This is a genomic window from Natrononativus amylolyticus (assembly GCF_024362525.1).
GTDB lineage: Archaea > Halobacteriota > Halobacteria > Halobacteriales > Natrialbaceae > Natrononativus > Natrononativus amylolyticus.
Genome location: NZ_CP101459.1, coordinates 446,037 through 469,957, shown reverse-complemented (window position 1 = coordinate 469,957; position 23,921 = coordinate 446,037). Strand labels below are relative to the sequence as shown.

Sequence of the window (23,921 nt, the reverse complement as noted above, 5' to 3'; positions counted from 1 at the left end):
GGACATATGACAGTGGTGCTCACCCGACTGTGTGGTTCGCTACCACGTTCAGAGATCATGAGGAGCAATCACCACCACGAACGACCACCACAGAGCGCAGACGAGCCCGACCGTTACACCTACGACGACGCCGTTGAACTCGAGGACAGCGCCTTCGAGGGCGGCACAGTCGGTCGCCGGACGTTCCTGTCCATTGCCGCCGCGACCGGCGCGGCGCTGGCGTTACCCAGCACGGTAACGGCACAGGTGTCGGACGACCGGGTCACCGAGAAGGCGGCGTACGCAGCCAACGCAACCCCGCAGGACTACGAGGTTTCACTGGTTTTCGAGTTCGAGACCGTCGACGCGGTCACCGCGTTTTACGACGAGTTCGGAGAACCCGACTGGGATATCGACGAGAACTTGCGCGCGACGAAGGTCGTCTACCGTGAGGAGCCGACGCCGGCAGCCCACGGCTGGCTCACCGCCGACGAGCTGCAGGACGCCCTCGACGAGTTCGAGGTCGAGTTCGTCGAGTTCTCGCCGGGTGCGAACCCGTTCTGGGCGCTCGAGGAACCCTACGGCGAGTACGACGTCTACCCGGAGTACGTCGAGGAGTTCGACGTCTTCCCGCGCGTCGAGGACGCCCGCGACTTCATCTCCCACGGCGAAGCCGGGCAGGCGCTCGACCACCTCGAGGCCGAGTACCCGGACATGGTGAACGTCGAACGCATCGGCCACGGGCCGGGACACGAGAACCACGTGACGGGCGAGGACGCAGACCAGCGCGACATCTACGTCGCGGAGCTGACCAACGACGTCCAGGACCGCGACGCGTTCGAGGAGAAGGACAAGGCGGTGTTCATCGTCGGGATTCACGCCAACGAGCAGGCCGGCCGGGAGTCGGGGAGTCGGATCCTCGAGCAGGCGGCGAAGGGCGAGTCCGAGGAGTTCAACCCGCTGCTCGACGATATCGTCATCTCGTTCGTCTACATCAACCCGGACGGCTGGATCGTCCGCAAGCCACACATCGGCAACAGTCTCTCCCACGCGCGCGGAAACGCCTCGGGGCTGGACACCAACCGCCAGTACGCGACGATCGGCTGGGCCGACCCGTCGTTCTGGCCGGCCGAACCCGACCGCGCGCCCGACGTCCGTCCCGGATACGACGTCGGCTACGACGACGTGGTGCCCGACGCGATGGCGACCGTCGAGTTCCTGCGCGAGTACGACAACGTCGAGTACGTCTGTGACTACCACATGATGGGGTTCAACCCGTCGCTCGTGTTGAACCTCGAGTCGAACGCCGCCTACGACCACGACGGCACCCACAACCTGGACGAGGTGAACAGGCAGATCAACGACGGGATGTACGGCCACTGGGGGAGCATCGACGCCATCCGCGACGACCTCGACCGCGCCCAACAGGACACCGGGGGCTGGGGCTCCGGCGCCCAGGAGTTCTTCAACTGGGGGACGATCTACGACTCGATCGGCTACAACGTCACCGGGGCGTTGCTCGGCTGGGCGGGCCAGTCCGAGGAGGACGGGGGTCTCGGCGCCGTAACCGTCGCACCGGAACTCGGCTACCGCGACTTCGAGTTCTGGCGGCCGTACGTCGAACGCCACCTCGCCCAGGCGTACCACATCTCGATGCGCGAGTTCGCCGAGATGTGCGCCGCAGACACGAATGCGACGGTCGTCACCGGCGGCAACGACACCGCGTACGTCACCGCCGACGAGTTGACGCGCACGTCGGCGGACCTCTCGCACACCGACGAGAGCCCCGGCCGAGGTCGCGGCCCCGGACGAGAGCGCGCGACCGAAGTCCAGCGCCGCCACGGCACCGTCCAGCCCGGTCCGGACGGCCGCGCGAGTACGACCTCCGGGCCGCGAACGCACTCGCTGTCGGTACACTTCCACGCCCACGGCGTCGACAACGGGGTCGTCAAACTGGTGAACCCCGCCGGTCAGGTCGTCGACGAGGTCGACGTCTCCGAACTCGAGGAGGACGCCTGCTGTATGACCGGCCAGACCAGCTTCTACGTCCCGGCGCCCGCCGACGGCGACTGGTCGCTCGAGTTCGACGGCGACGGCGAACTCGAGGTCGACTTCACCACCGTCGAAACCGACGAGGAACACCCCGACCCCGAGGACGCGTTCGGCTACTCCCAGGCCGAGTACAGCGTCAACCCGATGCAGTTCTTCGATGACCTGGCGCCGTTCGTCGAGGACGGCTCGATGGAGGGGATCAGCGCCCACCACGTGCGAGTCGGGCGACTGATGCGCGGCCGCTCGGGTGAACGCCGCTACGACAAACTGGTGATCTCCGGCGACTTCGGCCGCGACGATCCCGCGTTCCTCGCGGCTGTCGAGGAGTTCGTCGAGGCGGGCGGCGACCTGTTGCTCACCGACACCGGAGTTACCCTGCTGGCGGATCTCGAGGTCGGCGACGCGGCCGCGCTCTCCGAGGGCGACTTCGAACAGATCGAGGTTCCGATCGCGAACCTGGAAGACCGCGACTTCGATCACCACCTGCTGACCGACATCCGAGAGCTCCAGCTCGAGATGTGGAAGGGGTCGCAGGTCGGCTACACCACCGGTCCAGACTCCCCCGGAACGGTCATCGACGAGGACGCGTTCGAAAGCGCCGGTGGCGAAATTGCGGGCACGATGGGCGGTGCCGGCGTCGCTGCGGGGACGCTCTCTGCGGGTGACGCCGAGATCAACGTGCTCGGATCCGTCCTTCCCGTCGCCAACCAGCGCGAGCTACACCCGTTCGGGATGTCCGACTACGCCGTCTCGTTCATGGGACACACGCTGATCTGTAACGCTCTCGGCTTCGAACAGCACCGGTACGTGAACGACGAACTGGTCGGCGTCTGGGGCGAACTCCGCTAGCGGGGCCGCCCGCCGTCACTTTTTGTGCGTGAAGATGACCGCCTGCCCGTCGGACGAGCCGACACACAGGTCCAACTGTCTCGAGAGGTTCAGACTCGTCGGGTTGTCCTTGCAGACGACGAGGTCGTCGAACTCCACCCCGCAGGCGGGGCAGGCGACCGCAACCGTGTTCTGGTAGGTCTTGATCGCCGCGTTTTCCTCCCGGGGCGTCAGCGACGAGACGAGTTCGTCGAAGTCGATATCGTCCATACGTCCCTTTGCGAGTCAGACCGCATAAAATCTGGCGAGCGCCGAGATCCCATGGATATCCTCGAGAGGGGTCGGTGCCGACGTGACCTGCGGACGAGCGGCGTTGGCTGAACCGCGAGCCGTCTCCCGTCCGTCCTGCGTACGGAACGGTCCAGCAGCCGCCTACAACTACCGTTTTCCGTACTCTCGAAGCCGGCAAGCGTTAAGCTTCTCCGCCGCATTTCATGGTTTGCGGTAACAATTGACATGATCCGAAACGATCTGATGATCGGTGGTGATCGGTGGCGAATCGAACGGAAAGCAACGGGAAGCGAAGGCGCTCGACGGGGTGAGGTCGATGTCTAACGACGGCGAACTCGGTGCCCTCGGCCGGTTCCGCGAGGAGCTGGATCCGATCGTGTTCCTGTTCGGGGCGTTGCTCACCGTCGGCGTAATCGCGACGTTTTTCATCAGTCGAAACACCGTCGAGTGGGCGATCGCCGGCCTGAACACGCTCTTTCTCGAGTACCTCAACTGGGTGTTGCTGGTGATCGTCTTTCTGATCGTCGTCTTTCTGCTGTTTCTGATCGTCGGGCCGTGGGGGAGGATCCGATTCGGCGACGACCCGCCGGAGTACAGCTTCTTCTCGTTTTTCGCGATGCTGTACTCCGCGGGGTTCGCCGCCGGCGTCGTCTTCTGGGGGCCGACCGAGGCGCTGTTTTACTACGACAGCCCGTCACCGCTGTTCGACGTCTCCGGCGGTTCGAGTGAAGCGATGAGTATCGCAGTCCAGCAGACGCTGTTCCACTGGGCGCTGCCCCAGCTGGCGGTGTTCACCATCATGGGGATCGCCATCGGCTACTTCGCGTACAACTACGAAGGAGTGCCCCTGCGCGTCTCCTCGGCGCTCACGCCGCTCATCGGAAAGGACAACCTCGACGGACCGACCGCCAAGGTCATCGACATCCTCGCGGTGTTCGCGACGATCGGCGGCGTCGCGACCTCGCTGGGGTTCATCGGCAGCCAGTTCGTCACCGGCCTCGATTTCCAGTGGGGGATCAACCTCGGCGACGCGGGTATCCTCCTCGTCGTAACGACGATGACGATGCTGTTCACCATCTCGATGGTGCTCGGCGTCGACCGCGGGATCCGGCGGCTCTCGAACTTCAACATGATTCTGTTCGCGATCCTGCTGGTCGCGGCGTTCGTCGTCGGTCCGACGCTCTTTCTGGTCTTGATCGGTACGCAGGCTATCAGCGGAATGGTCACCGATTTCATCTCGATGAGCCTCTACACCGGCGCCGGCGAGGAAGGCGGAACTCAGTGGATGAACGACTGGACGGTCTTCTACTGGGCGTGGGCGCTCTCGTGGTCGCCGTTCGCCGGGCTGTTCATCGCGCGCATTTCCCGGGGTCGATCCGTGCGCGAGGTCGCCTTTACCGGCATCGTCGCGACCTCCGCGGCGACCATCCCGTGGTTCGTCTCCCTCGGCGGCACCGCGCTGTACTTCCAGCACGAAGGGATCGCCGACTTCAGTCAGGTAATGGCGTTCGAGCAAGGCGCGGAGGTCACCGGCTTCATCCTCTTCGAGGCGTTCCCGCTCGGAACGGTGTTCATGATCGCGTTCATGATCCTCGTTACCACCTTCTTCATCACCTCGGCGGACTCCTCGACGCTCGCCGTCTCGATGATGACCACCGGCGGGAAGGCCCAACCCTCGAACATCAACCGGATCTTCTGGGGCGTCGTCCTCGGGATGACCGCCGCGATCCTCATGATCCTCGGCGGCGTCGACGCCCTTCAGCAGGCGGCGATCATCACCGGCGGTCCGTTCGCGTTCGTTTGTCTGCTCGCGATGCTCGGGCTGATCAAACACTTCAGCTCGAGATACGGCCGCATACTGCTCCAGGAGGAGACGGTGATGATCGGGTCCGCGGATCGCACACCGAACGTCGGCGGCCGAGCCCAGGCGGGTGATGACGACGACTGAAATCCCGCGGTAGCGCCTCGGCGAGAGCCGCTCAGTTCAGTTCCCGTTCGCGCGTGTCCTCCGCGGTAGTGTCGTCGCGCTCTGGCTTCTCCGTCGGCGAATCGCGCTGGCGGTCTCGAGCAGCGATTCCATCGTCGCTCCCGGGGTCGGACGCGAAGACGCCCTCGAGAGCGTCGTCGACCTCCAGGAGCCGGTTGAGCCGGTGTTCGAACTCTGCATCGTCGATCTCTCCTTCGGCATACCGGCGCTTCAGTTCGTCGAGCGCGCCCTCGGACTCGTTGTGCGTGCGTTCTGGTTCGCGTTCTTCGAACAGCCAGTCGGCGATCTCTTCGCCCCAGAAGAGGAAGATCGGCGTCAGCAGGAACCAGCCGACGATCGCGATCGCGCCCGCGAGCGCCTCGAGGCCGGCGAGACCGACGAGGCTGAGAATCGCGAACGTCACGACGGCGATCAGCAACCACAGATCCTCGGCCACGAACCGCTGAAGCCTGTCGCCCATACGAATGTGACTGCTCGCGGGCACTATAAGTCTCTCCCGGACGCCGCTGTTCCACCGACCCGGAGCGCCTCGACGGCGGATCCGCCGCTCATCGCCTCGAGGTCCGACGCCACGAAATCGCCGGCCCGGTCGTAGCCCAGTTCGGGGGATACAGTGATCGTATCGGGAGACACAGTGGAAGTATGACTGACGAAGGGAAGGTGGCGATCGGTGTGGCAGTCGGTATCGGAATCGGACTCGCTTTCGGCGTCGGAATGGACAATATCGGGGCTGGAATCGCCATTGGGGTCGGAATCGGCGTTGCACTCGGCATCGCCTGGAGCGAGGAGGACGCGTGAACCGCCTCGGGGTCAAGCCCCGAGGCACTCGGCCTGCTTTTTCTGTAGACGAGCGAACGCAGTGGCGGCGCCCGTCCCCGCTCGAGAGCCCAAGCGAGTTATCGCGAGATCAACGAGTGTTTCAACCAATGGCTACAAACAAGTGTTTCAAATGGTTGTTTCAACAGTATCCAAAATATCTAATACCAGTTTCAGAAGATCGAATAACAGAACCGCATCGATCTTGTAAGGTGATCGCAATTTTGAACATACCAGTAGCGGGTCCGGTCTCCAGATCTCGGAGGTAGGGTCAACGAACCAGAGATCCGAACTTATAACATTTACCCGCGTTTAAACCATCTTCTCCATACTCCCTACGGAATGAGAGAAATATAATATAGAGGAATTAGAGAGAATTTAGTCGATCTATATTGTTCTGTTATCGAAATACCAACAGAGAGTAGGAGTGACTATTCACGTGCTAACCGAGACCGATCGTTCCCCAAATGCGAACGAGAAGAATAGGCCCTCGAGTCCGGGCTAGAATCACATCCATAGCTGTGTAACGCCAAGTGAGTTCCCGACCGTTACAGCGTTCGGGTTGCGTCCGACATATTGATGCTGGCTTCCGTCACGTTCGTACTTTCCATCACCATGTGCGGAAGCTCGTTCGCGTAGTAGTCGCCGTTGAGCCGGCTCGTCGGCCCGGAGACGCTGATCGCACCGAGTACGTCGCCGTCTGCGCTCCGTATCGGTGCGCCGATGGCACGGATTCCCTTGATCTCCTCCTCGTCGTTGACCGCGAACCCTCGCTCTCTGACGCGCTGGAGCTCCTCGAGCAGCGCGTCCGGGTCGGTGATGGTGTTCTCGGTCTTGCGAACGAGCCCGTAGGCGTCGACGATCTCGCGAACCCGATGGTCCGGAAGGGGCGCGAGCAAAGCCTTCCCGCTCGCCGTGAAGTGGAGAGAATCCGGCTTTCGCTCCTTGGTCGTGTGGTAGTCGTCGCCGACGGCGTTCTCGCCTTTCACCTTGTAGATGTTCCGCTCGAGGCCGTGCTGTTCGCACATCAGGTGGGCGTACTCCCCGCTCTCTCGAGCGAGGCGTTCGATTACGCCCTTGCCGTGTTCGAAGAGGACGTGACGGTGGCAAACGGACTTCCCGAGGTAGAGAAACTCCAGGCTGAGGTGGTACGCGTCGCCGCGTTTGACGACCAGTCGCTTCTCGCGAAGCGTGTTGAGATACGAGTGCGCGGAGCTCTTCGAAATATCCAGGTGCGTCGCCAGTTCCGTTACGCCGGCGCCGTCGAGGCTATCGAGGGCTTCGATCACGTCGCAGGCTCTCGCAACCGTCTCGAGGGTTCGGGCGGATCGGTTCCGGTCGGCGTCCATACGAGTCCCTCGTTCGCACGCCACAGAGTCGTTCGCATTTGGGAAACGCGCCGCGATGTCGACGGACCCGGTGGGGCGTAAACACGCGCCAGTGCACCGGCTGCACGGTGTGTCCCCGTAAGACGGGGCCAGCTTGTTCGCATTTGGACAACGCGTGAGTAGCGGCCGTTCGGGGAGTTACGTCCGGTTCTCGAGAGTGACCAGAATACGACCAGTACACCCCGCGGCGTGCAGACCGTTCGGGCGCTCGAGGCCGGCGAGCCGATCCGCGAGACGATAGAGAAACTGCTCGCGGCGGATCCGTACGCGCCGATGCGCCAGATACACGGCGTCGGCGCTCGAGGCGGGGGCGGACGCCGGCGGTGACAAACGCGGCGTTCACGCACAGAGCAGCGCACTCGCGGTGTTCGATCCCATCGAACCGCACCTCGCACACGACCTCAGAGTGGACGAGCACGAAAACGCGGTCGAAGAACTCGCTCGCATCCACGACGTTGCGACGGCAGGCGGGAGCGAGTGGGCGACCCGGTACCCCGAGGCAGAGCTACAGCGGTACCCCGGCGATACCGAGACGGGAACAGAGCGGTGATCCGTCTCGAGGCTAGGCACTGACACTCAGTCTGATTTTTCTCTGGAGAAGATGGAGTCGAATCGCCGACGCCGGGACGGTTACAGACCGTCTGTAGATTGTCAGGTGATAGAGTATACTGGAGTGGGACGGTGTTCTATTGCATATTTCTCGAAATCCCATATCGAGTATCGGTAGTAGTTTCGACGGGCCGAACGGCGTTCGATGTACCCGTCGAACGCAGCGAGACGATTCGTGCGGAAGTCGTTTCGCATCCCACCGCAAGAGCGGCGAGTGGTGGAATGAGACGGTGGGCAATGTGGAGAGTACTGCGGTCGGCGAACGTCCGATTCCGTCGCCGGATACCTGACGGGACCAAGTCACGATTACCGCGCTCACGTGCTGCTCCGATAGAAAGAGTTGGCGCGGTATTGTTCCATATCTGAATACCCTATGGGAGGAAGAGAGTCAGGATCGTTATGCTTGTGGAGCCGACTCGAACTACCTGAATCAAGGAGAGAGTCCCGCCGTTCACGGTGGGCGTGAATCCGACACTCCACGTCACAAACCACGTTCGACGCTTATTCCGGGGTATCCTCTCTGACTTTCTTCTCGCCTTCGAGGAGCAACCCCTTCCACGTTAACCCACGGTGTTTCTTCAACTCTTTTAACCGTTCGTACTGTTCCTCGTCATCAAACTCAATTCGGACTTCGACCATACAGTAACACACGAACCCCACATTTATGTGTGTTCGGGTACAACCAGTAGTTGATGAAGCGAGCCAACACGTTCGACGTGGTTCCACAGTCCAAGGAGGACGAGGAGTTACTTCGACGCCTGTTGGACGCTTCTGCCGCTCTCTGGAACGAAATCAACTACGAGCGCCGCGAGAACTACGCTGACCCTGACGGCGACGTATGGGAAATCAGTGAGTATCGCGGACGCTACGGCGGTGTTCTCGGGGCTTCGACGGTTCAGCAAATCGAACGCAAGAACCGCGAAGCATGGAACTCGTTCTTCAGTCTCAAAAAGAAAGGCGAGGCCAACGGCAAACCCGGCTTCTGGGGCAACGCAGAAGACGGGCGTGAACTCCGCACGTACATCCGAAACACCTCGTACTCCGTCAAATGGGGCGAATATTCCCGCCTCGAAATTCTCGTCGGCAAAGACCTGAAAGACAAGTATGGTCTTGGACACCACGAACGTCTCCGGCTCGAAGTCCGAGGCGACCCCAACTGGAAGGAGTACGAGAAGCAGGGTCGGTTGGAGTTGTTCTACGACGAGCAAGCACAGACGTTCAGGGCCTTTCAGCCAGTCACTATCGACGATTCTCGGCTGGCACACCCACTGGCTTCGGAAGAAGCCGCTCTGGACATCGGTGCGAACAACCTCGTCGCCTGCACAACCACAACCGGCCAGCAATACCTGTACGAAGGACGCGAGCTGTTCGAGCGATTCCGCGAAACAACACGAGAAATCGCTCGTCTCCAATCACTGTTGGAGAACGGTCGATACAGTAGTCACCGCATCCGCCGCCTGTACGACCGACGAACCAAGCGACGTGACCACGCCCAAAACGCGCTTGTCCGTGACCTCATCGAACGCCTGTACAAAGAAGGTGTTTCGACGGTGTACGTGGGGGCGTTGACGGACGTACTTAACACGCACTGGTCGGTGGAGGCGAACGCGAAGACGCACAACTTCTGGGCGTTCAGAGCGTTCGTGAACCGGCTGGCGTGTACCGCCGAGGAATATGGTATCTCGGTGGAAGTACGGTCTGAGGCGTGGACGAGTCAAGAGTGTCCGAACTGTGGTTCGACAGAGGGGACGACGCGCCACTGCGACACGCTGACGTGTCCGTGTGGCTTCGAGGGGCACGCTGACCTCACAGCGTCGGAGACGTTCTTGAGACGGCAGACGACGGTAACACGGTCGATGGCACGGCCTGTATGCCTCAAGTGGGACGACCACAACTGGTCAGAGTCACCACGCTCAGTTCCCAACGAGGAGCATACGAACCCGCAAGTTGCCTCCGTGGGTCGGTAAACGATACCCCCAGCGCGAGGAAACCTCGCCGTGAACGGCGAGGAGGATGTCATCGACTCGACTCCTCACAGGCTGCGATGATCACGTCCGGATCGTCGACGAGACGGTTCTCCATGTAGTTGCCCTTTCCCTTGCCGGCCCACTTGCGCTCCTGTTCGATAATCGAGAGAAACTCGAGTTCGGACAGGATGTCCCGCACCCGGCGGAGTTTGAGGTGCGACGAGTCGTCACGGTCACAGAGACGCTTGTAGAGGTCGTATACCTCCGTCGTCTGGACGGCGTCGTCGGTGCGGTCGGGTTGTTTGGCCAGCAGCGCCATCGCCTCGAGGACGAGTTTGGCGTGACTCGGCGATTTCGAGATGAGTTCGGCCAGTCGGCTCGTTTCCTCGCGCTCGTGGGCCTGATTGACGCAGGTCTCGGAGACGGTGTCGAGGGTCTTCTCTTCGGCGATCTCGCCGGCGAACCGGAGGATGTCGATCGCCTTTCGCGCGTCGCCGTGCTCGCGAGCGGCCAGCGCAGCCACACGCGGGATAACGCTGTCCTCGATGACGCCGTCGTGAAACGCGTCCGACCGGGAGTGGAGGATCTCCTGAATCTGCGTCGCGTCGTACGGTGGAAAGACGTACTCCCGCTCACAGAGGCTCGATTTGATGCGCTCGTCGAGCGACTCCTTGTACCGGATCTTGTTCGAGATGCCGATCGTTCCGATCGTACTCGAGGAGAGCTTTCCGGACTCGACGGCGCGCGAGAGCTGCATGAGGATGTCGTCGTCCTCCATCTTGTCGACCTCGTCGAGGATGACGAGCGCCGCGTCGAACCGTTCGTCGATGATCCGCCAGAGTCGCCGATAGTACTCGGACGTGCTCAGCCCCGAATGGGGGATCGAGATTGACGTCTCCGTCCTGTCGTTGAGCTGGTGTGCAAGCGACTGTACCGCCTGCGTCTCGGTGGATTCCTGGAGGCAGTCGACGTACGCGACGCCGATCGTGACGTCGTTCTCCGCCGCTCGAGAGATGGCCTGGTTCGTGATGAACTTCGAACAGAGGGACTTCCCGGTCCCGGTTTTTCCGTATACGAGGACGTTGTTCGGGGTGCTTCCGGTGAGCGCCGGCTGGATCGCACCCGCGAGGTTCGAGAGCTCCTGTTCGCGGCCGATGATGCGATCCCCATCAGGGAGGTGTGAGACCTGGAGGAGGTCTTTGTTGCGAAAGATGGCGTTTTCCTGGGAGAAGTAATCGTGACCGTCCGGCATTGTGTGGCGTGAGAATCACGTGAAACTGACTTAACTCTTTCCACCACAGTGCCGCTGTATACTAGAGAAGTGACCGCGTACAGAGGCAACGACCCGGATATGGAGTCCGTGATTCCGCTGTATAGGCCGCCCAACACCCCCCGGTGCCGCTGTAAGCGGTCCGTGCGAACCACAAGTAGGGACCCCGGAGTGCCGCTGTATACCGGGGAAAGAGAATTACGAAAACGGCTCGAGGACTCGACACGCCGCGGTGCCGCTGTATAACGATAGAACTGCAGATACAAACGCCGAAACAAGTCGTTCACACCCCGGAGTGCCGCTGTAACGGAGGACACACACCCCGGAGTGCCGCTGTATAGCGACGGGGCTGGATGGTTGCTCTCGGGACAAGTTGCGGGCCTCTCAGCCATGGGAATACGGGTAACGAGCTTCGACGCACCAGCGAACCCGCGATCAACACGCGTTGCTCGCTACTGCGATCAATTCACTTGTTGGGGTTTTCGCACCTAGAGTATTTATATTTAACTCATAGTACCTTATGTTAGATAATGTGAGAATAAATTCAGTCACCCGAGGATGCCTTCTAAAGCCATAGATCTCGAAACATCTGCCACCAATCCATCATCTTTCCATCACCCATCCATCGATTATTCATCAACTATCAGAACCTCTATCGAATTCCCGTATGGGGCACTCTCTCCATCCTCATACAGCGGCACCGAGGGGTGTGACAGAATACTCGTCCCTGCCCCCCGACTCAGTCCTCCAACTCGGGAGAGACTATCAGCGAAACCGGGATCCGTGGCTACCGATTCACCCGAGATCTGTAGCTACCGATTCACTGGAGGTCGTAACTAACGATCTCGTCAGCATCACACGACGGGCACGAACGCGTACACTGCTCGACGGTCGTTCCACAGCGCCGACACTCGTGGATCGTCTCGACCGCCGAACGCCGGAGGAACGATCCCCTCAACCATCGGACTAGTGACGGTCCGTTCATGCTCGTACTCGAGAGTCGAACCGACAAATATCCCAGCCAACCCCGGTGAAAGTGAACGTGTCGAACTCGACCTCGCTACGGGCCATCGAGTCGCGTTCCTCCGGCCCACTGGCTGCATCGGGGACACCTCCGTCGCGGGTGATAACCCGGTGCCAACGGCGTGGAGACGGCTACTGGCCAATAGTTCGCACGCTGTGAGAACGGCCAGAACCTACATAAATCCATAATCTTCGGTGAGTGGCCGGCGACCACTCGGCTGCTGCTGTGCCTGGACCCGTGTCGCCAGTTGCTCGTAATGCTCGCGCGTTCGATCGGCGAAGTCCCGGAGTTGCGTCGTGTCCGCCTCGAAGTCGTACAGTTCGTTCATCCCGTTGACCAGACGGAGCGCCGCCTCGCCGTCGAGGGGGTGTCGTGGGTTGACTGGCGTCGAGAGAACGCCGACGCGAAGCGACGTATCGATCGCTCGAGCGATCAGGCTCGCGTTGACACCCGTCAGGAACCCACCTTTGAGCGGCGAGACGTCGGTTCCGTCTAGGCGGCGGTCGTAGTAGTCGTCCGAAGCGACGTAGAACAGGTCCCGATTCGAGTCCAGTCCCGGAATCGCCGTCAACAGCGTAACCTCGTCGACGGTGCTTTCATCGAGCCACTCGAGGAGGATACGGCCGAAGGGCTCCGAGAGCTGGAGCGGTATCGGGAGTTCGCTCGTCAGAAACGTACACGGAATCTCCGGCTCCGAAAAGAGTCGCGTGTGGTGGTACGGTCGGCCGTTTTCGTACGGCGTGATCGACGGGAGACCCTCCGCCTGGATGTGGCCCGTTTCGACGAGTTCCAGCTGCTCGATGAGGTACTGGTTTGCAGAAACGCCGGCCATTCCCGGACCGGGAAACGCCAGTATAAGTGTCGATTGCAGCGGTTCGGACGTTTCGATGTCGAGTGCGACCTCCTCTGACATACCGTCCCGTTGGCCGTCGGTCATCAAATTCGTTACCTCGGGTTCGGTACTGGCGGCGTTCACGGATGGAGGTGGTACGAACGCTTAAGCGGCGGGAACCGAATCAGTATCCAGCTACGATGCCTGCATTCAACTCCGACGACCTCGAGCCCGCCGAAAACGCTCGGCTCATCAAGAGCGCCGTCACACCGCGCCCGATCGCCTGGATCAGCACCGTCGACGGTGACGGCAACGAGAACCTCGCACCATTCAGTTCGTACAACTACGTCGGCTCGAGCCAGCCTGTCGTGATGTTCAACTCGCCGAGTGAGGCATCGGGGCGGGTGAAAGACACGGCCCGGAACGCACTCGAGACCGAGCAGTTCGCCGTCAACGTCGTTACCGAACCGCTTCTCGAGCGAATGGACCGGACGTCCGCGAGCGTCCCCGCGGACGAAAGCGAGTTCGACCTCGCCGACGTCGAGCGGGCGCCGTGTCACCGGATCGATCCGCCCCGGGTAGCCGACGCCGTCGTCACGATGGAGTGTACGCTGTACGACGCGATCGAGGTGTACGAGAAACTCATGATTCTCGGCGACGTCCGGTACTACCACGTCTCCGAGGAGGTCCTGACGGACGACAGGATCGACTCGCGGAAGCTCGACACCGTCGGCCGACTGGGCGGGCCGTACTACACCGTCTCTGACCCGATCGACTTCGAGCGGCAGTTCTGAGGGTCACGGCGGCCGCTCGAGTGCGAACGTAGGGACACATCGGTCGGCTCGAGAGTGCCGGGACACACCGATCGTTTCGAGGGCGATCAGTAGCCGAGTACCCGGAGAACGATTCCGATGATGATCCCCGAGATCCCAACGAGCAACCCGACGCCGGGGATGACGGGGATCGGGATGAGTCCAATCGCGAGGACTATCGCCAGCACGATCACGATCGTCGAAATTCTGACCATATTGTCGGTACCGCACTCGAGGGTGTAGGCGTTGGGCTTGCTGTTTCTCGGGCCGAGGTTGACGCAGACTGGGACTCGAAACGGCAACGATCGGCTCGAACCGGAACTCGAAACGGCAAGTGACCGACTCGAACCGGGACTCAAAACGACAACGATCGGCTCACGATCGGAACCGAAGGCACAGAAAATTCGGTCGTGTCGCCTCGTACTCGTAGCGGTCTGGATCCACCCGCCGATAGTCGTCCGTCGGAGTCGGTTCGACCAGCCGATCGAGGCGGAACCCCGCCTCGAGTGCGGGTTGTATCGTTGCGGCCAGCGGTCGCCGGTACGCGGGAACCGTCACCGTGTCGCCGAACGACTCCCAGTCCGCGGAAACCCGCTCCGTCGTGTGATAGTTCTCGGCGTCGTCGTACTCTTCGAAGTCCGCGTGGGGGTGTTGGACCGAGAAGACGAGCCAGCCATCGCGTTCGAGGACCCTGCGGAGGTCGCGAAACAGTGCCTCCCAGTCGCGAACGTAGTGGAACGCCAACGAGCTGGCGATCCCGTCGAACGACTCGGCACCGAACGGAAGTCCTCGCTGAAGGTCGGCCCGGAGGAACGCCGCGTCGGGGGCGCGCCTGCGAGCGTACGCGAGCATCTCCCCGCTCACGTCGAGCCCGACGACGTCCGCGCCGCGCTCGCGGAGTTCGCGGGTGAGATGGCCCGCACCGCACCCGGCGTCGAGGACGCGGCTGTCCCGGACGTCGGGCAGTAACGAGAGCGTCGCCGGTCGCTCGAGAAACGCGTTCGCCGGCTTCGTCTCACCCTGCCGATCGTAGCCGGCCGCCAGCGAGTCGTACGCCCGGCGGATACGCTGCCCATCTCGTTTCTCGTCCATTGTTCTCACGGAACCCAGGTCGCCATATAAAGACAGTGCTCTTCGACGGTTCCCCGCAACCGGTGGGGTGGCCGCTCCGGACGAGTCCCGTTCCGGCGATCACGATCACGCACGTCTCACCGGAAACGCTACCCTGATGCGGACGCGCTCGAGTCGATCATACGAACGCTCCCTCATGAACTGGCAGTACCGCCACACCGTTCTCCTGCTGTGTATGCTGGCGTTCTTCGTCACCTACTTCGGTCGACTGGCGATCAGCCCGGTCGTCTACCTCATCACCGACGACTTCGGCATCACGAACACACTCATGGGCGTCGCGCTGACGGGGATGTGGCTCGCCTACGGGTTCGCGCAGTTTCCGAGCGGCGTTCTCGCCGACCGGTACGGAGAACGGCTGCTCATCCTCATCGCCGTCGGCGGTACCTCGGTGATGAGCGTGCTGCTCGCGCTGGCACCGCTGTACGCGGCGTTCGTGCTCGCGGCGGTCGTCCTCGGCGGTGTCGCCGGCCTTCACTACGCGGTCGCGACGACGCTGCTGTCCAGAACCTTCGACGACATGGGTACCGCGATCGGGATTCACTCGATCGGCGGACCGCTGGCGGGACTTCTCGCACCGGTGATGGCGGCGTGGGTCGGCGTTCGGTACGGCTGGCGACCCGCGGTCGCGCTCACCGCGCTCGTCGGCGTGCCGATTTTCGTCCTGTTCGTCTGGACGGTTCGCCCGACCGAACCGCAACGACCGGACGTTCCGCTGCGAGAAAGCCTGCAGGTGAGCTCGCTCGTCGGCCTCGTCACCAGACCGTCGATCGCGTTCCCCCTCTCTATCGCGATCGCCGGAACGTACGTCGCTCAGGGGCTCCTGTCGTTTTTCCCGGCGTTTCTCATCGCATTTCACGACTACACGCCGACCGCGGCCGGCATCGCGTTCTCGGCGTTTTTCGTCGTCAGGGCGGGCAGCCAGATCGCCATCGGCCGCGCATCGGACGCATACGGGCGGGACGCGGCGATCGCCGGGGCGATGCTCGCCGGAGCCGTCGGATTGCCTCTCGTTATTCTCGACCCCGGGCTGGCCGTGATGGCCGTCGGAATCACCCTGACCGGGATCAGCTCGAGTTTCTTCTCGGCGATCGACCCGCGGTTTATGGACGCCCTGCCCGTCGAAGAACGCGGCACGGGGTTCGGGCTCGTCAGAACCGTCTACACGGTTCTCGGTGCGCTCGGCTCCGTCGGCGTCGGTCTCACCGCCGACCTCTTCGGATGGGGCGTCGCCTTCGGGACGCTCGGGGCGCTCTTTTTCGTCTCGTTTCTCGCCCTCGCTGCGAATCGAGCGCTCGGTCTGGGTTACTGATTCCTGTCACGTGCCCGCGTTCACGTGTCCCGTGAGGTTCAACGATCCAGGGTCCTCCAACACCACACTGTACGATAACTATCTCGTGAAAGAGGAGCCGGACGTCCGTCCTTCGAGCCAGATGTTACCGGTTCCACAACCACTACGCCGTGGTACGGTGGGTAGTACGGCGTGACAGATTCCTCCCCCCTCACCTATCAACAAACCGTGCTCGCCGAGGTCGTCACGGAAGCGACCGTCCAGGGGTCCCTCCCTGTGGAAGACTGCCTCGAGTTCCAGAGACGCATCGCAGGCACCCAGTCGTTAGCAGAGATCGACCGTCTCTGGGACGCCCTGGCCCGCGATTACTAGCTCATCGAGCCGCCCGCTCGAGTCTGAGCAGGGCGGCCTCGACGGCGCTGACTCCGCCGTCGCTCGACAGCCCACCGTCGAGACTCAGGGGCCGATTCCCTCAGAGTGTGCCTCCGCGACCGTCTCGAGACCGGTCCCCGTAAACTCGAAGCGCATTCCGCCGTCGTCGCTCGAAGTGATGGAGACGTCCCACTCGTACAGCTCCGCGAGGTGGGGGACGTACGTGAGTCCGAGACCGGTCCCGTCCGGTTTCGTCGTATACCCGGCCTCAGTGACTCGATCTCGGTCGGCCTCGGGTATCCCGGAACCGTTGTCCTCGACGAAGAACCCGTCCTCCAGCGGTCCGATTCGAACGACGAGATCGCCGTCGGTGGCAGCGTGCTCGAGGCTGTTCTGAAAGAGGTTCGCCAGCAATCGTCGGATGTGTACCGTATCCCCCACGATCAGCCTGTCGGTATCGATAACGAGCGTCGCCGCGTCTTTCGTCGGTGTACACTCCCTCCAGACGGAATCTGCCTGCTCGCCGAGTGAGATCGTCTCGCTCGAAAGCGACACCTCGGAGCTGCGCACGGTGACGAGGAGGATGTCGATCATCTCCTCGAGCCGGTCGTGAGCGCGTCGAACCTCGGCAGCGGCGGTTTCGTTCTCCGGATACGACTGCCCGAAGTACACCTGAGCGATCGCGAGCGGATTTCGAAGTTCGTGGGCGAGCATGCGGGCGACGCTCTCGAGTTGCTTGTTCTGACGCTCGAGATCGCGGTTTCGCCGGGCGGTTTCCGTCGCTCGCGTTTTACCCTGTGCGTCGTAGAGACCGACCCAGAAGCCGGCGGCACTCGCAACCGCAGACAGAATTAGAACGGTTGTACCGACGTTGGTCAACCCGACCGTGAGTTCGATGAGAAGGACGAGTCCGGTCATACTACCGCTGCCGAGGAGACACCAGTCGCCGATCCGACCGTAGAACTCGGGGCTAACGGCCATTCGCGGAAGGCAGTACCCGCCCGTAAGAAGCATGAACCCGGGACCGGCGGTCAAGAGCATGATAATCAGCAGATCTCCCACCGATTCGCCGGGAGTCTGAGAGAACGCAACGAGACTCCCCACGACGAGATAGCCACTCCCCAGCGCGGAGATGAGGCGGCTTCCGTCGAGGGGATTCGGATGAGATATAAATGGAATACTTGATTCTTCAACCACCTTTTGATACTTCAGTCTGTCGCAATCCGTGGTACGTGTTCGCCCCCATGTACCCTCTCACGGTAATCAGTTGGTACAACCGACGTCGAGCCGCGTCGTGAACGAAACCGGACCGACGCTCGGGGACCACACGTTTTCTTCGATAGGGACGTCGAAATCGGAGTCACCGCTCGGTCCCAGAGTCGTCACTCGAGACGGGGCGATCGCCCTCATCCGAGCGATCGTCCGGTCTCGAGGGGTGTTCGCTGGCGACGGCTTCGCCCTCCTGGATCGCCTGGGCTTCCCGCTCCATCGCCTCGACGTCCAGTTCGGTTCGCTCGATCTCGCCGATGATCTCGCTGATGTCGTCGAGTCCGATGAGTTCGCGGGTGTCCGCGTCGAACTCGAGGCTCTGGAGGACGTCATCGCCCGCTCTCACGTCGCTTCCCGAGAGGTGCTTGCCGTAGCGGCCGACCGTCGAGGAGAGTTCCTGTGGAAGGACGAACGTCGTCGCGTTCCCTCGACCGATTTCGGTCAGCGTGTCCATTCCCCTGTCGACGATCGCACGCTCGCCCATCGACTCTGCAGCGCGGGCGCGCAAGACGGTCGAAATTGACTCGCCCTGGGCCTCGAGGATCTGGCTCTGCTTTTCACCCTGGGCGCGGATGATGTTCGACTGCTTGTCACCCTCGGCTCGCTCGACGGCGCTGCGGCGTTCACCCTGTGCCTCGAGGATCATGGCGCGGCGGCTCCGCTCGGCGGAGGTCTGCTGTTCCATCGCCCCCTTGACGTCCCGCGAGGGCGTCACCTCACGGACCTCGACGGCTTCGATGCGGATCCCCCACTCGTCGGTCGGTTCGTCGAGTTCGGTGCGGATCCGGGCGTTGATCTGGTCGCGACGGCTGAGCGTATCGTCGAGTTCCATATCCCCGAGAACGGCTCGGAGGGTCGTCTGGGCGAGGTTCGAGACCGCCCGTTCGTAGTCGTCGACCTCGAGGAACGCGCGCTTGGCGTCCATCACCCTGATGTAGATGACGGCGTCAGCGGTGACGGGCGAGTTGTCCCGCGTGATCGCCTCCTGAGAGGGGACGTCGATCGTCTGCGTTCGAACGTCGAACCGGTGAATTCGAGAGACGAACGGCGGAACGATGTTGAGTCCCGGTTCGAGGAGTTTTCGATACTCGCCGAAGACGGTGAGCGCTCCGCGGTCGTAGGCGTCGATGAACGTCACCATCTGCCAGACGGTGACGATGGCGACCAGGAGGACGAGCGCGCTCACGCCGAGGGCTACGTCGCTGATTTGCAGGGGAACCCGTACGAACTCGATCATTACTCGTACGTAGTCTTCTCAGGTGGATAGCTCTTGGTTCACCCTCACTGGACGTTCACTCGAGATGTGGCGCTCCCCGAACGTTCTCTCCACGGACCGACTCGAACCAGGAGAGGACGTCAGTCCGTCGTTCCGAGGTAGTCGACGATGCTGTGGGCGATCGTCTCGCTGGCTTCGAGCAGCGACTCGACGGTCGTGTGCTCGTCGGCACCGTGGAGGTTGTGGCCCACCGGGCCGACGGACACGGCGGGCGCGTCGTAGTAGAGTTCGAAGAACCGTTCGTCGAGGCCGGCGTTTCCGCCGACGAACGTCCCGGTTTCGCCGGTCACCGCTTCGGCGTTCGACGCCGCGGTGCGAACGATCTCCGCGTCGGTAGCCGTCTCGTGTGGCTCCGCCTGCCAGCCGAACCACTCGATTTCGGGTGGATTGGCCGCCAGCCAGTCGTCGGCGGCGGCGACGGACTCGAGGACCGACTCGATCTGCTCGCGGACCTCGAGTCGGCTCTCGCCCGGCGGCCAGCCGATCCGGCCCTGGAGAACTGCCTCGCTGGGAACCGTCGACGGCCAGTCGCCGGCTTCGATGGTCCCGACGTTCAGGTTCGTCACGTTGCCCTCGAGCGACGGATCGGCCCGGTACGCCGGCGGGTAGTCGATTCGAGCCTTCCGCTCCGCGTCGAGATCCTCGAGCGCCTCGTATACCGTCGCCGCGTTGCCGATCGCGTTGACGCCCTCGTGTCCCCACGCGGCGTGAGCGCTCTTTCCCGGAACGGTCACACGAAAGTACATCACGCCGGCGCTGGCGATACAGAGGTTAGGCACGTCGAACGGTTCCGCGATGATGGCCGCGTCGGGGACGTACCCCCGCTCGAGGGCCGAGAGCGTCCCCCCGACGCCGCCGTCTTCCTCCTCGATGACGCTCTGGAAGAGTAGGTCTCCGCCGAGGTCGATTCCCACCTCTCGAATCGCTTCGATGGCGATCAACACCGCCGCGATGCCGCCTTTCATGTCGGCGACGCCACGGCCGTACAGCGTATCGCCCTCCCGAGTGACCGTCCACGGCTCGCGCTCCCACTCGGCGGCAGTTACGTCCACGACGTCGACGTGACCGCCGACGGTGAGCGTCCGGCCGTCACCGCCCTCGAGCCGGGTCGCGACGTTCGGACGGCCCTCGTAGCCGTACTCGGCGAACGACGAGGTCTCGAAGGCCGCCTCGTGGTCCCGGAGACTTTCCGGGTCCGGCTCCCAGACGTCGGGTTCGAGGTCGAGCGCCTCGAGGTAGTCCGCGACGACGCGCTGTGCCGGTCGTTCGTTCCCGGTGACGGACTTCGCCTCGACGAGGCGCTCGGTCAGCGAGACGAGTTCGTCCTCGCTGGACCGGATCGCATCGGAGAGTGCTGCGTGGCTCGTCATACGTGAACGACTGTCGCACAACTATCGGTTAAGTGTTTTGCAGAGATCCTCCCGAGATTTGGCACACAGATCGAAGTCGGCTCGATATTTGGATTTCCCTCGAGGAATCGTCAGTCGAGTTCGTACTTGAACGAGTAGCAGTACCGTTCGTAGCCGAGGTCTTCGTAAAACTCGTGAGCCGCCTCGCGCCAGAGGCCCGACTCCAGTTCGACCGTCTCACACCCCTGCTCTCGAGACCAGTCGTGGACGTACGATAAGAGGGCGGCGCCGTGGCCCTTCGACCGCTGCCGTTCGGTCGTGATCAGGTCGTGGACGAAGCAGTGCGGGCCGAGATAGAAGTTCGTCCCGAGCGTGACGCCGGCGACCGAAACGAGGTCGCCGGCGGCGTACCGGCCGAACAGACGGTATCCCTCGTCGCGCATCTGCCGGTGTCGTCGTTCCATCTCCGCCGGCTCGAGATGCGACCGGAGCTCCCGAAGGATCGGGTACGCCTCCTGCCACTCCTTCTCAGCTGACAGCTCTCGAACGGTCGCCTCCGACGTGCCATGTTCAGACATACCACTACATCAGAGCTATCCGTTAAAAGAGTTCCTGTATTCGGCCGATATATTGAACGAGGTCGCTATTCGGATCCGAAAAGCTGTGTTCAATTCCAGTAGTGGCGAACGAGTCGAACGCGACCGATGGGTTTAACCACCACTTCACGTAGACTGTCACCATGGTCACTATTGACACGAACCGGCTCGAGGAAACGTTCGAACGATACTCACAGATCGGACGAACCGAGAACGACGGTCTGCACCGGCTCGCCCTCACCGACGCCGACAGGGAGGTTCGAGACGCGTTCGTCACCGACCTCGAGGCCCTGGACGTCGACGTTCGAATCGACGAGATCGGCAACGTCTTCGGACGGCGGGAAGGAACCGACTCGAGCGCCGCCCCGGTGTTGATCGGCTCGCACCTGGACTCCCAGCCCTTCGGCGGCCGGTTCGACGGCCAACTCGGCGTGCTCCTCGCGCTCGAGACGCTCAGGGCGCTCGAGGACGAGGGAGTCGACCACCGGCGTCCGATCGAGATCGTCAACTGGACGAACGAGGAGGGCGCCCGGTTCAAACCGGCGCTGATGGGGAGCGGAACGTTCACCGGCGAGTTCGACGTCGAAGAAACGCTGGACCGGACCGACGCAGAGGGCGTGACCGTCGAAGAGGCGCTCGAGGAGATCGGCTACCGGGGGAACGAGCCGTGCGAGCCGCGCGAGGAGTATCACGCCTATCTCGAGTTACACATCGAGCAGGGGCCGAAACTCGAGGAGGACGGCCTCTCGGTCGGCATCGTCGAGGGCGTGTACGGCATGTCGTGGCTCGAGGCGACGATCTACGGGGATTCGGATCACGCCGGCCCGTCACCGATGCACTCCCGCCGCGACGCGCTCGTCGCGGCCGCGGACGTTGTCACCGCCGTTCGCCGGCTGTCGGGCCGGGTAGCCGACGACGTCGTCACGACGGTCGGCGAACTCGAGGTCTCGCCGGGGTCGATCAACGTCATCCCCTCGGCGGTGACGCTCACGATCGACGTGCGAAGCTACGACGACGAGGTCGTCGGCGAACTGGTCTCACACGCCGAGCGGGAACTCGAGAACGCGTGCCGGCGCGAGGGGACCGAGTTCGACCTCGAGGAGATCTGGCGGATACCCCACACCGAATTCTCCGAAACCGTCCGAGAGGTCGCGCTCGAGGCCGCCGCGGCGGTAGACGCCCCCCATCGCGAGATCGTCAGCGGCGCGGGACACGACGCCTCCTACGTAAACGAGATCACGGAGACGGGCATGCTGTTCGTGCCGAGCGTCGACGGAAAGACGCACAACGAGGCCGAGTACACCGAGTGGGAGGACGTCCTCGAGGGGGCGAAGGTGTTCGCCGAAACGACCCGCCGGCTGGCGGCGTAGCGCCGCTCAGAACTCGCTTTCGATCGCCGCCTCGAGCGCGTCGACGGCGTCGTCGATCTCGGACTCGCTCACGCACAGCGGCGGGGCGACGACGAGCTGGATGCCCGGACGGCCCAGACCGTACAGCACACCGTCGTCTGCAGTCTGCTTGAGGACTTTTTTGACCGGGTTGTCGTCGTCGGTCGTTCGCGGATCGACGAACGGACGGCCTGTCTCGGGATCTGCGAACTCGACGCCCCAGAGCAAGCCGCGGCCGTGGACCGACGTCACGACCTCGAACCGGTCCTCGAGCGCGCCGAGGCGGGACTCGAGGCGAGGCGCGACGGATCGTGCGTTCGCGAGCAGTTCGGTCTCGTAGACGTCGATCGCAGCGAGTCCGGCAGCACACCCCAGCGGATGCCCTGCAAAGGTCTGGCCGACCGGGAACCCCTCCGACTCGAAGTGCTCGGAGAGTTCGTCGGTGAGCATCACGCCGCCGAGCGGGACGTACGAACCCGTGACGCCCTTCGCGAACGTGAGCAGGTCCGGTTCGATCTCCTCCGTCTGGACGCCGAACCACTCGCCACACCGCCCGAAGCCGGTGATCACCTCGTCGGCGATCAGGAGGATGTCGTACGTATCACAGAGCTCTCGCACGCGCTCGAAGTAGCCGGGCGGTGCGGTGTAGCCGCCGCTCGAGCCGGCGACGATCTCCGTGAGAATCGCGGCGATCGAGTCGGGACCCTCGTTTCGGATCACGAACTCGAGGTGGGCGGCCGCCTTCTCCGCGAGTTCCTCGCCGGTCGCGCCGTCGAACGCCGCCGGGATCGGCGGGAGGAACTTGGCGTTTCCGGTCGTCGCCGCGTGGGCCTGGATGGCCGTGTGGGTGTCGGTGTCCCCGGTCAGACTGGCGGTTCCGTACGTCGCGCCGTGATAGGAGCGCCAGCGCGTGAGGACCGTCGGCGCATCGGTGTACTCTCGAGCGAGCATGACCGCGGTCTCGTTGGCCTCGCTGCCGGAGATCGAGAACACGGTCTTCGACATCGAGTCCGGGGCGACCTCGAGCAGCCGCGCCGCCAGTTCGTTCCGGGTGTCGTTGTGCCGGCCCGAGGAGACGTACGGGATGCGCTCCAGTTGCTCGGTGATTCCGTCGATGATCCGCTGGTTGTCGTGGCCAGCGTTGACGCAGTACAGCTGGGACTGGAAATCGAGGTACTCGGTCCCCGATTCGTCGACGACGGTGACTCCGGACCCCTCGACGAGCGTCGGGACGTCGCTCTCCGAATCGTACCAGTGAGGAATGGGAAGTGCGGACGGCGATGCGGCGATCTCTGGCTGTTCGGATGCCATGTACACACACATGGCACGACACAGTATAAATTCCCCTGATGGTCAATCCGAATAAGACGTTATATTATCGCACACCGGGCCAGATT

22 protein-coding genes and 1 pseudogene are annotated in these 23,921 nt (G+C 62.8%); 10 read left to right on the top strand and 13 right to left on the bottom strand.

Going from position 1 to position 23,921, the window contains the following annotated elements; genetic code table 11:
• Positions 1-57: 57 nt before the first annotated feature.
• Entirely contained in the window at positions 58-2,880 is a 2,823-nt protein-coding gene (locus NMQ11_RS17535; RefSeq protein ID WP_255170991.1) for a M14 family zinc carboxypeptidase, read from the top strand.
• A 15-nt stretch (positions 2,881-2,895) separates the two neighbouring features.
• On the opposite strand, the gene NMQ11_RS17530 is transcribed toward NMQ11_RS17535, so the two are convergent.
• A complete protein-coding gene (locus NMQ11_RS17530) occupies positions 2,896-3,129 on the bottom strand; it encodes a DUF7385 family protein (RefSeq protein ID WP_255170990.1) in 234 nt (77 codons plus the stop codon).
• A gap of 337 nt (positions 3,130-3,466) precedes the next feature.
• On the opposite strand from NMQ11_RS17530, the gene NMQ11_RS17525 reads away from it, so the two are divergent.
• Positions 3,467-5,098: a BCCT family transporter gene (locus NMQ11_RS17525; RefSeq protein ID WP_255170989.1), complete on the top strand. Its 1,632-nt coding sequence runs from the start codon at positions 3,467-3,469 to the stop codon at positions 5,096-5,098.
• Between the two features lie 31 nt (positions 5,099-5,129).
• On the opposite strand, the gene NMQ11_RS17520 is transcribed toward NMQ11_RS17525, so the two are convergent.
• Entirely contained in the window at positions 5,130-5,597 is a 468-nt protein-coding gene (locus tag NMQ11_RS17520; RefSeq protein WP_255170988.1) for an SHOCT domain-containing protein, read from the bottom strand.
• Positions 5,598-5,779: 182 nt separating this feature from the next.
• Here NMQ11_RS17520 and NMQ11_RS17515 point away from each other — a divergent pair, with 182 nt between their 5' ends.
• Positions 5,780-5,935 carry a glycine zipper domain-containing protein gene (locus tag NMQ11_RS17515; protein WP_255170987.1) on the top strand — a complete coding sequence of 52 codons (156 nt, stop codon included), beginning with the start codon at positions 5,780-5,782 and terminating at the stop codon, positions 5,933-5,935.
• A gap of 566 nt (positions 5,936-6,501) precedes the next feature.
• On the opposite strand, the gene NMQ11_RS17510 is transcribed toward NMQ11_RS17515, so the two are convergent.
• Positions 6,502-7,302, bottom strand: a complete 801-nt coding sequence (locus NMQ11_RS17510; RefSeq protein WP_255170986.1) for an IclR family transcriptional regulator — start codon at positions 7,300-7,302, stop codon at positions 6,502-6,504.
• 228 nt (positions 7,303-7,530) lie between these two features.
• Here NMQ11_RS17510 and NMQ11_RS17505 point away from each other — a divergent pair, with 228 nt between their 5' ends.
• Positions 7,531-7,668: a hypothetical protein gene (locus tag NMQ11_RS17505; protein WP_255170985.1), complete on the top strand. Its 138-nt coding sequence runs from the start codon at positions 7,531-7,533 to the stop codon at positions 7,666-7,668.
• A gap of 25 nt (positions 7,669-7,693) precedes the next feature.
• A pseudogene (locus NMQ11_RS17500) lies at positions 7,694-7,891 on the top strand (hypothetical protein); the annotation flags it as partial.
• Between the two features lie 560 nt (positions 7,892-8,451).
• Here the strand turns inward: NMQ11_RS17500 and NMQ11_RS17495 are convergent.
• A complete protein-coding gene (locus tag NMQ11_RS17495) occupies positions 8,452-8,589 on the bottom strand; it encodes a hypothetical protein (RefSeq protein ID WP_197407743.1) in 138 nt (45 codons plus the stop codon).
• Positions 8,590-8,642: 53 nt separating this feature from the next.
• Between NMQ11_RS17495 and NMQ11_RS17490 the strand changes: the two genes are divergently transcribed.
• Positions 8,643-9,917, top strand: a complete 1,275-nt coding sequence (locus NMQ11_RS17490) for an RNA-guided endonuclease InsQ/TnpB family protein (RefSeq protein ID WP_255170983.1) — start codon at positions 8,643-8,645, stop codon at positions 9,915-9,917.
• Between the two features lie 49 nt (positions 9,918-9,966).
• On the opposite strand, the gene NMQ11_RS17485 is transcribed toward NMQ11_RS17490, so the two are convergent.
• Both NMQ11_RS17485 and NMQ11_RS17480 read right to left on the bottom strand, forming a co-directional pair.
• Entirely contained in the window at positions 9,967-11,169 is a 1,203-nt protein-coding gene (locus tag NMQ11_RS17485) for a Cdc6/Cdc18 family protein (RefSeq protein WP_255170982.1), read from the bottom strand.
• Positions 11,170-12,383: 1,214 nt separating this feature from the next.
• The gene (locus NMQ11_RS17480) at positions 12,384-13,124 is read right to left on the bottom strand and encodes a proteasome assembly chaperone family protein (protein WP_255170981.1); all 741 of its coding nucleotides are present in this window, start codon (positions 13,122-13,124) and stop codon (positions 12,384-12,386) included.
• A 119-nt stretch (positions 13,125-13,243) separates the two neighbouring features.
• On the opposite strand from NMQ11_RS17480, the gene NMQ11_RS17475 reads away from it, so the two are divergent.
• Entirely contained in the window at positions 13,244-13,837 is a 594-nt protein-coding gene (locus tag NMQ11_RS17475) for a flavin reductase family protein (RefSeq protein ID WP_255170980.1), read from the top strand.
• 86 nt (positions 13,838-13,923) lie between these two features.
• Here the strand turns inward: NMQ11_RS17475 and NMQ11_RS17470 are convergent, their stop codons facing one another.
• A complete protein-coding gene (locus NMQ11_RS17470; protein ID WP_255170979.1) occupies positions 13,924-14,070 on the bottom strand; it encodes a hypothetical protein in 147 nt (48 codons plus the stop codon).
• Between the two features lie 160 nt (positions 14,071-14,230).
• Positions 14,231-14,947: a class I SAM-dependent methyltransferase gene (locus tag NMQ11_RS17465; RefSeq protein ID WP_255170978.1), complete on the bottom strand. Its 717-nt coding sequence runs from the start codon at positions 14,945-14,947 to the stop codon at positions 14,231-14,233.
• Positions 14,948-15,122: 175 nt separating this feature from the next.
• Between NMQ11_RS17465 and NMQ11_RS17460 the strand changes: the two genes are divergently transcribed.
• Positions 15,123-16,295 carry an MFS transporter gene (locus NMQ11_RS17460; protein ID WP_255170977.1) on the top strand — a complete coding sequence of 391 codons (1,173 nt, stop codon included), beginning with the start codon at positions 15,123-15,125 and terminating at the stop codon, positions 16,293-16,295.
• Between the two features lie 171 nt (positions 16,296-16,466).
• Positions 16,467-16,646, top strand: a complete 180-nt coding sequence (locus NMQ11_RS17455) for a hypothetical protein (protein ID WP_255170976.1) — start codon at positions 16,467-16,469, stop codon at positions 16,644-16,646.
• Between the two features lie 84 nt (positions 16,647-16,730).
• Here NMQ11_RS17455 and NMQ11_RS17450 read toward each other — a convergent pair whose 3' ends face one another.
• From NMQ11_RS17450 to NMQ11_RS17435, 4 genes are all read right to left on the bottom strand, one after another.
• Complete coding sequence (locus NMQ11_RS17450; RefSeq protein ID WP_255170975.1) at positions 16,731-17,627, bottom strand: sensor histidine kinase; 897 nt, start codon at positions 17,625-17,627, stop codon at positions 16,731-16,733.
• Positions 17,628-18,006: 379 nt separating this feature from the next.
• Positions 18,007-19,152, bottom strand: a complete 1,146-nt coding sequence (locus tag NMQ11_RS17445) for an SPFH domain-containing protein (RefSeq protein WP_255170974.1) — start codon at positions 19,150-19,152, stop codon at positions 18,007-18,009.
• A gap of 119 nt (positions 19,153-19,271) precedes the next feature.
• On the bottom strand, positions 19,272-20,561 hold the full coding sequence (locus NMQ11_RS17440; RefSeq protein WP_255170973.1) for an ArgE/DapE family deacylase: 1,290 nt from the start codon (positions 20,559-20,561) through the stop codon (positions 19,272-19,274).
• A gap of 110 nt (positions 20,562-20,671) precedes the next feature.
• The gene (locus tag NMQ11_RS17435; protein WP_255170972.1) at positions 20,672-21,118 is read right to left on the bottom strand and encodes a GNAT family N-acetyltransferase; all 447 of its coding nucleotides are present in this window, start codon (positions 21,116-21,118) and stop codon (positions 20,672-20,674) included.
• Between the two features lie 161 nt (positions 21,119-21,279).
• On the opposite strand from NMQ11_RS17435, the gene NMQ11_RS17430 reads away from it, so the two are divergent.
• On the top strand, positions 21,280-22,506 hold the full coding sequence (locus NMQ11_RS17430; RefSeq protein WP_255170971.1) for a Zn-dependent hydrolase: 1,227 nt from the start codon (positions 21,280-21,282) through the stop codon (positions 22,504-22,506).
• Between the two features lie 6 nt (positions 22,507-22,512).
• Here the strand turns inward: NMQ11_RS17430 and NMQ11_RS17425 are convergent, their stop codons facing one another.
• Positions 22,513-23,835 (bottom strand): aminotransferase family protein, encoded by a 1,323-nt coding sequence (locus NMQ11_RS17425; RefSeq protein WP_255170970.1) that lies wholly within the window; start codon positions 23,833-23,835, stop codon positions 22,513-22,515.
• Between the last annotated feature and the right edge of the window lie 86 nt (positions 23,836-23,921).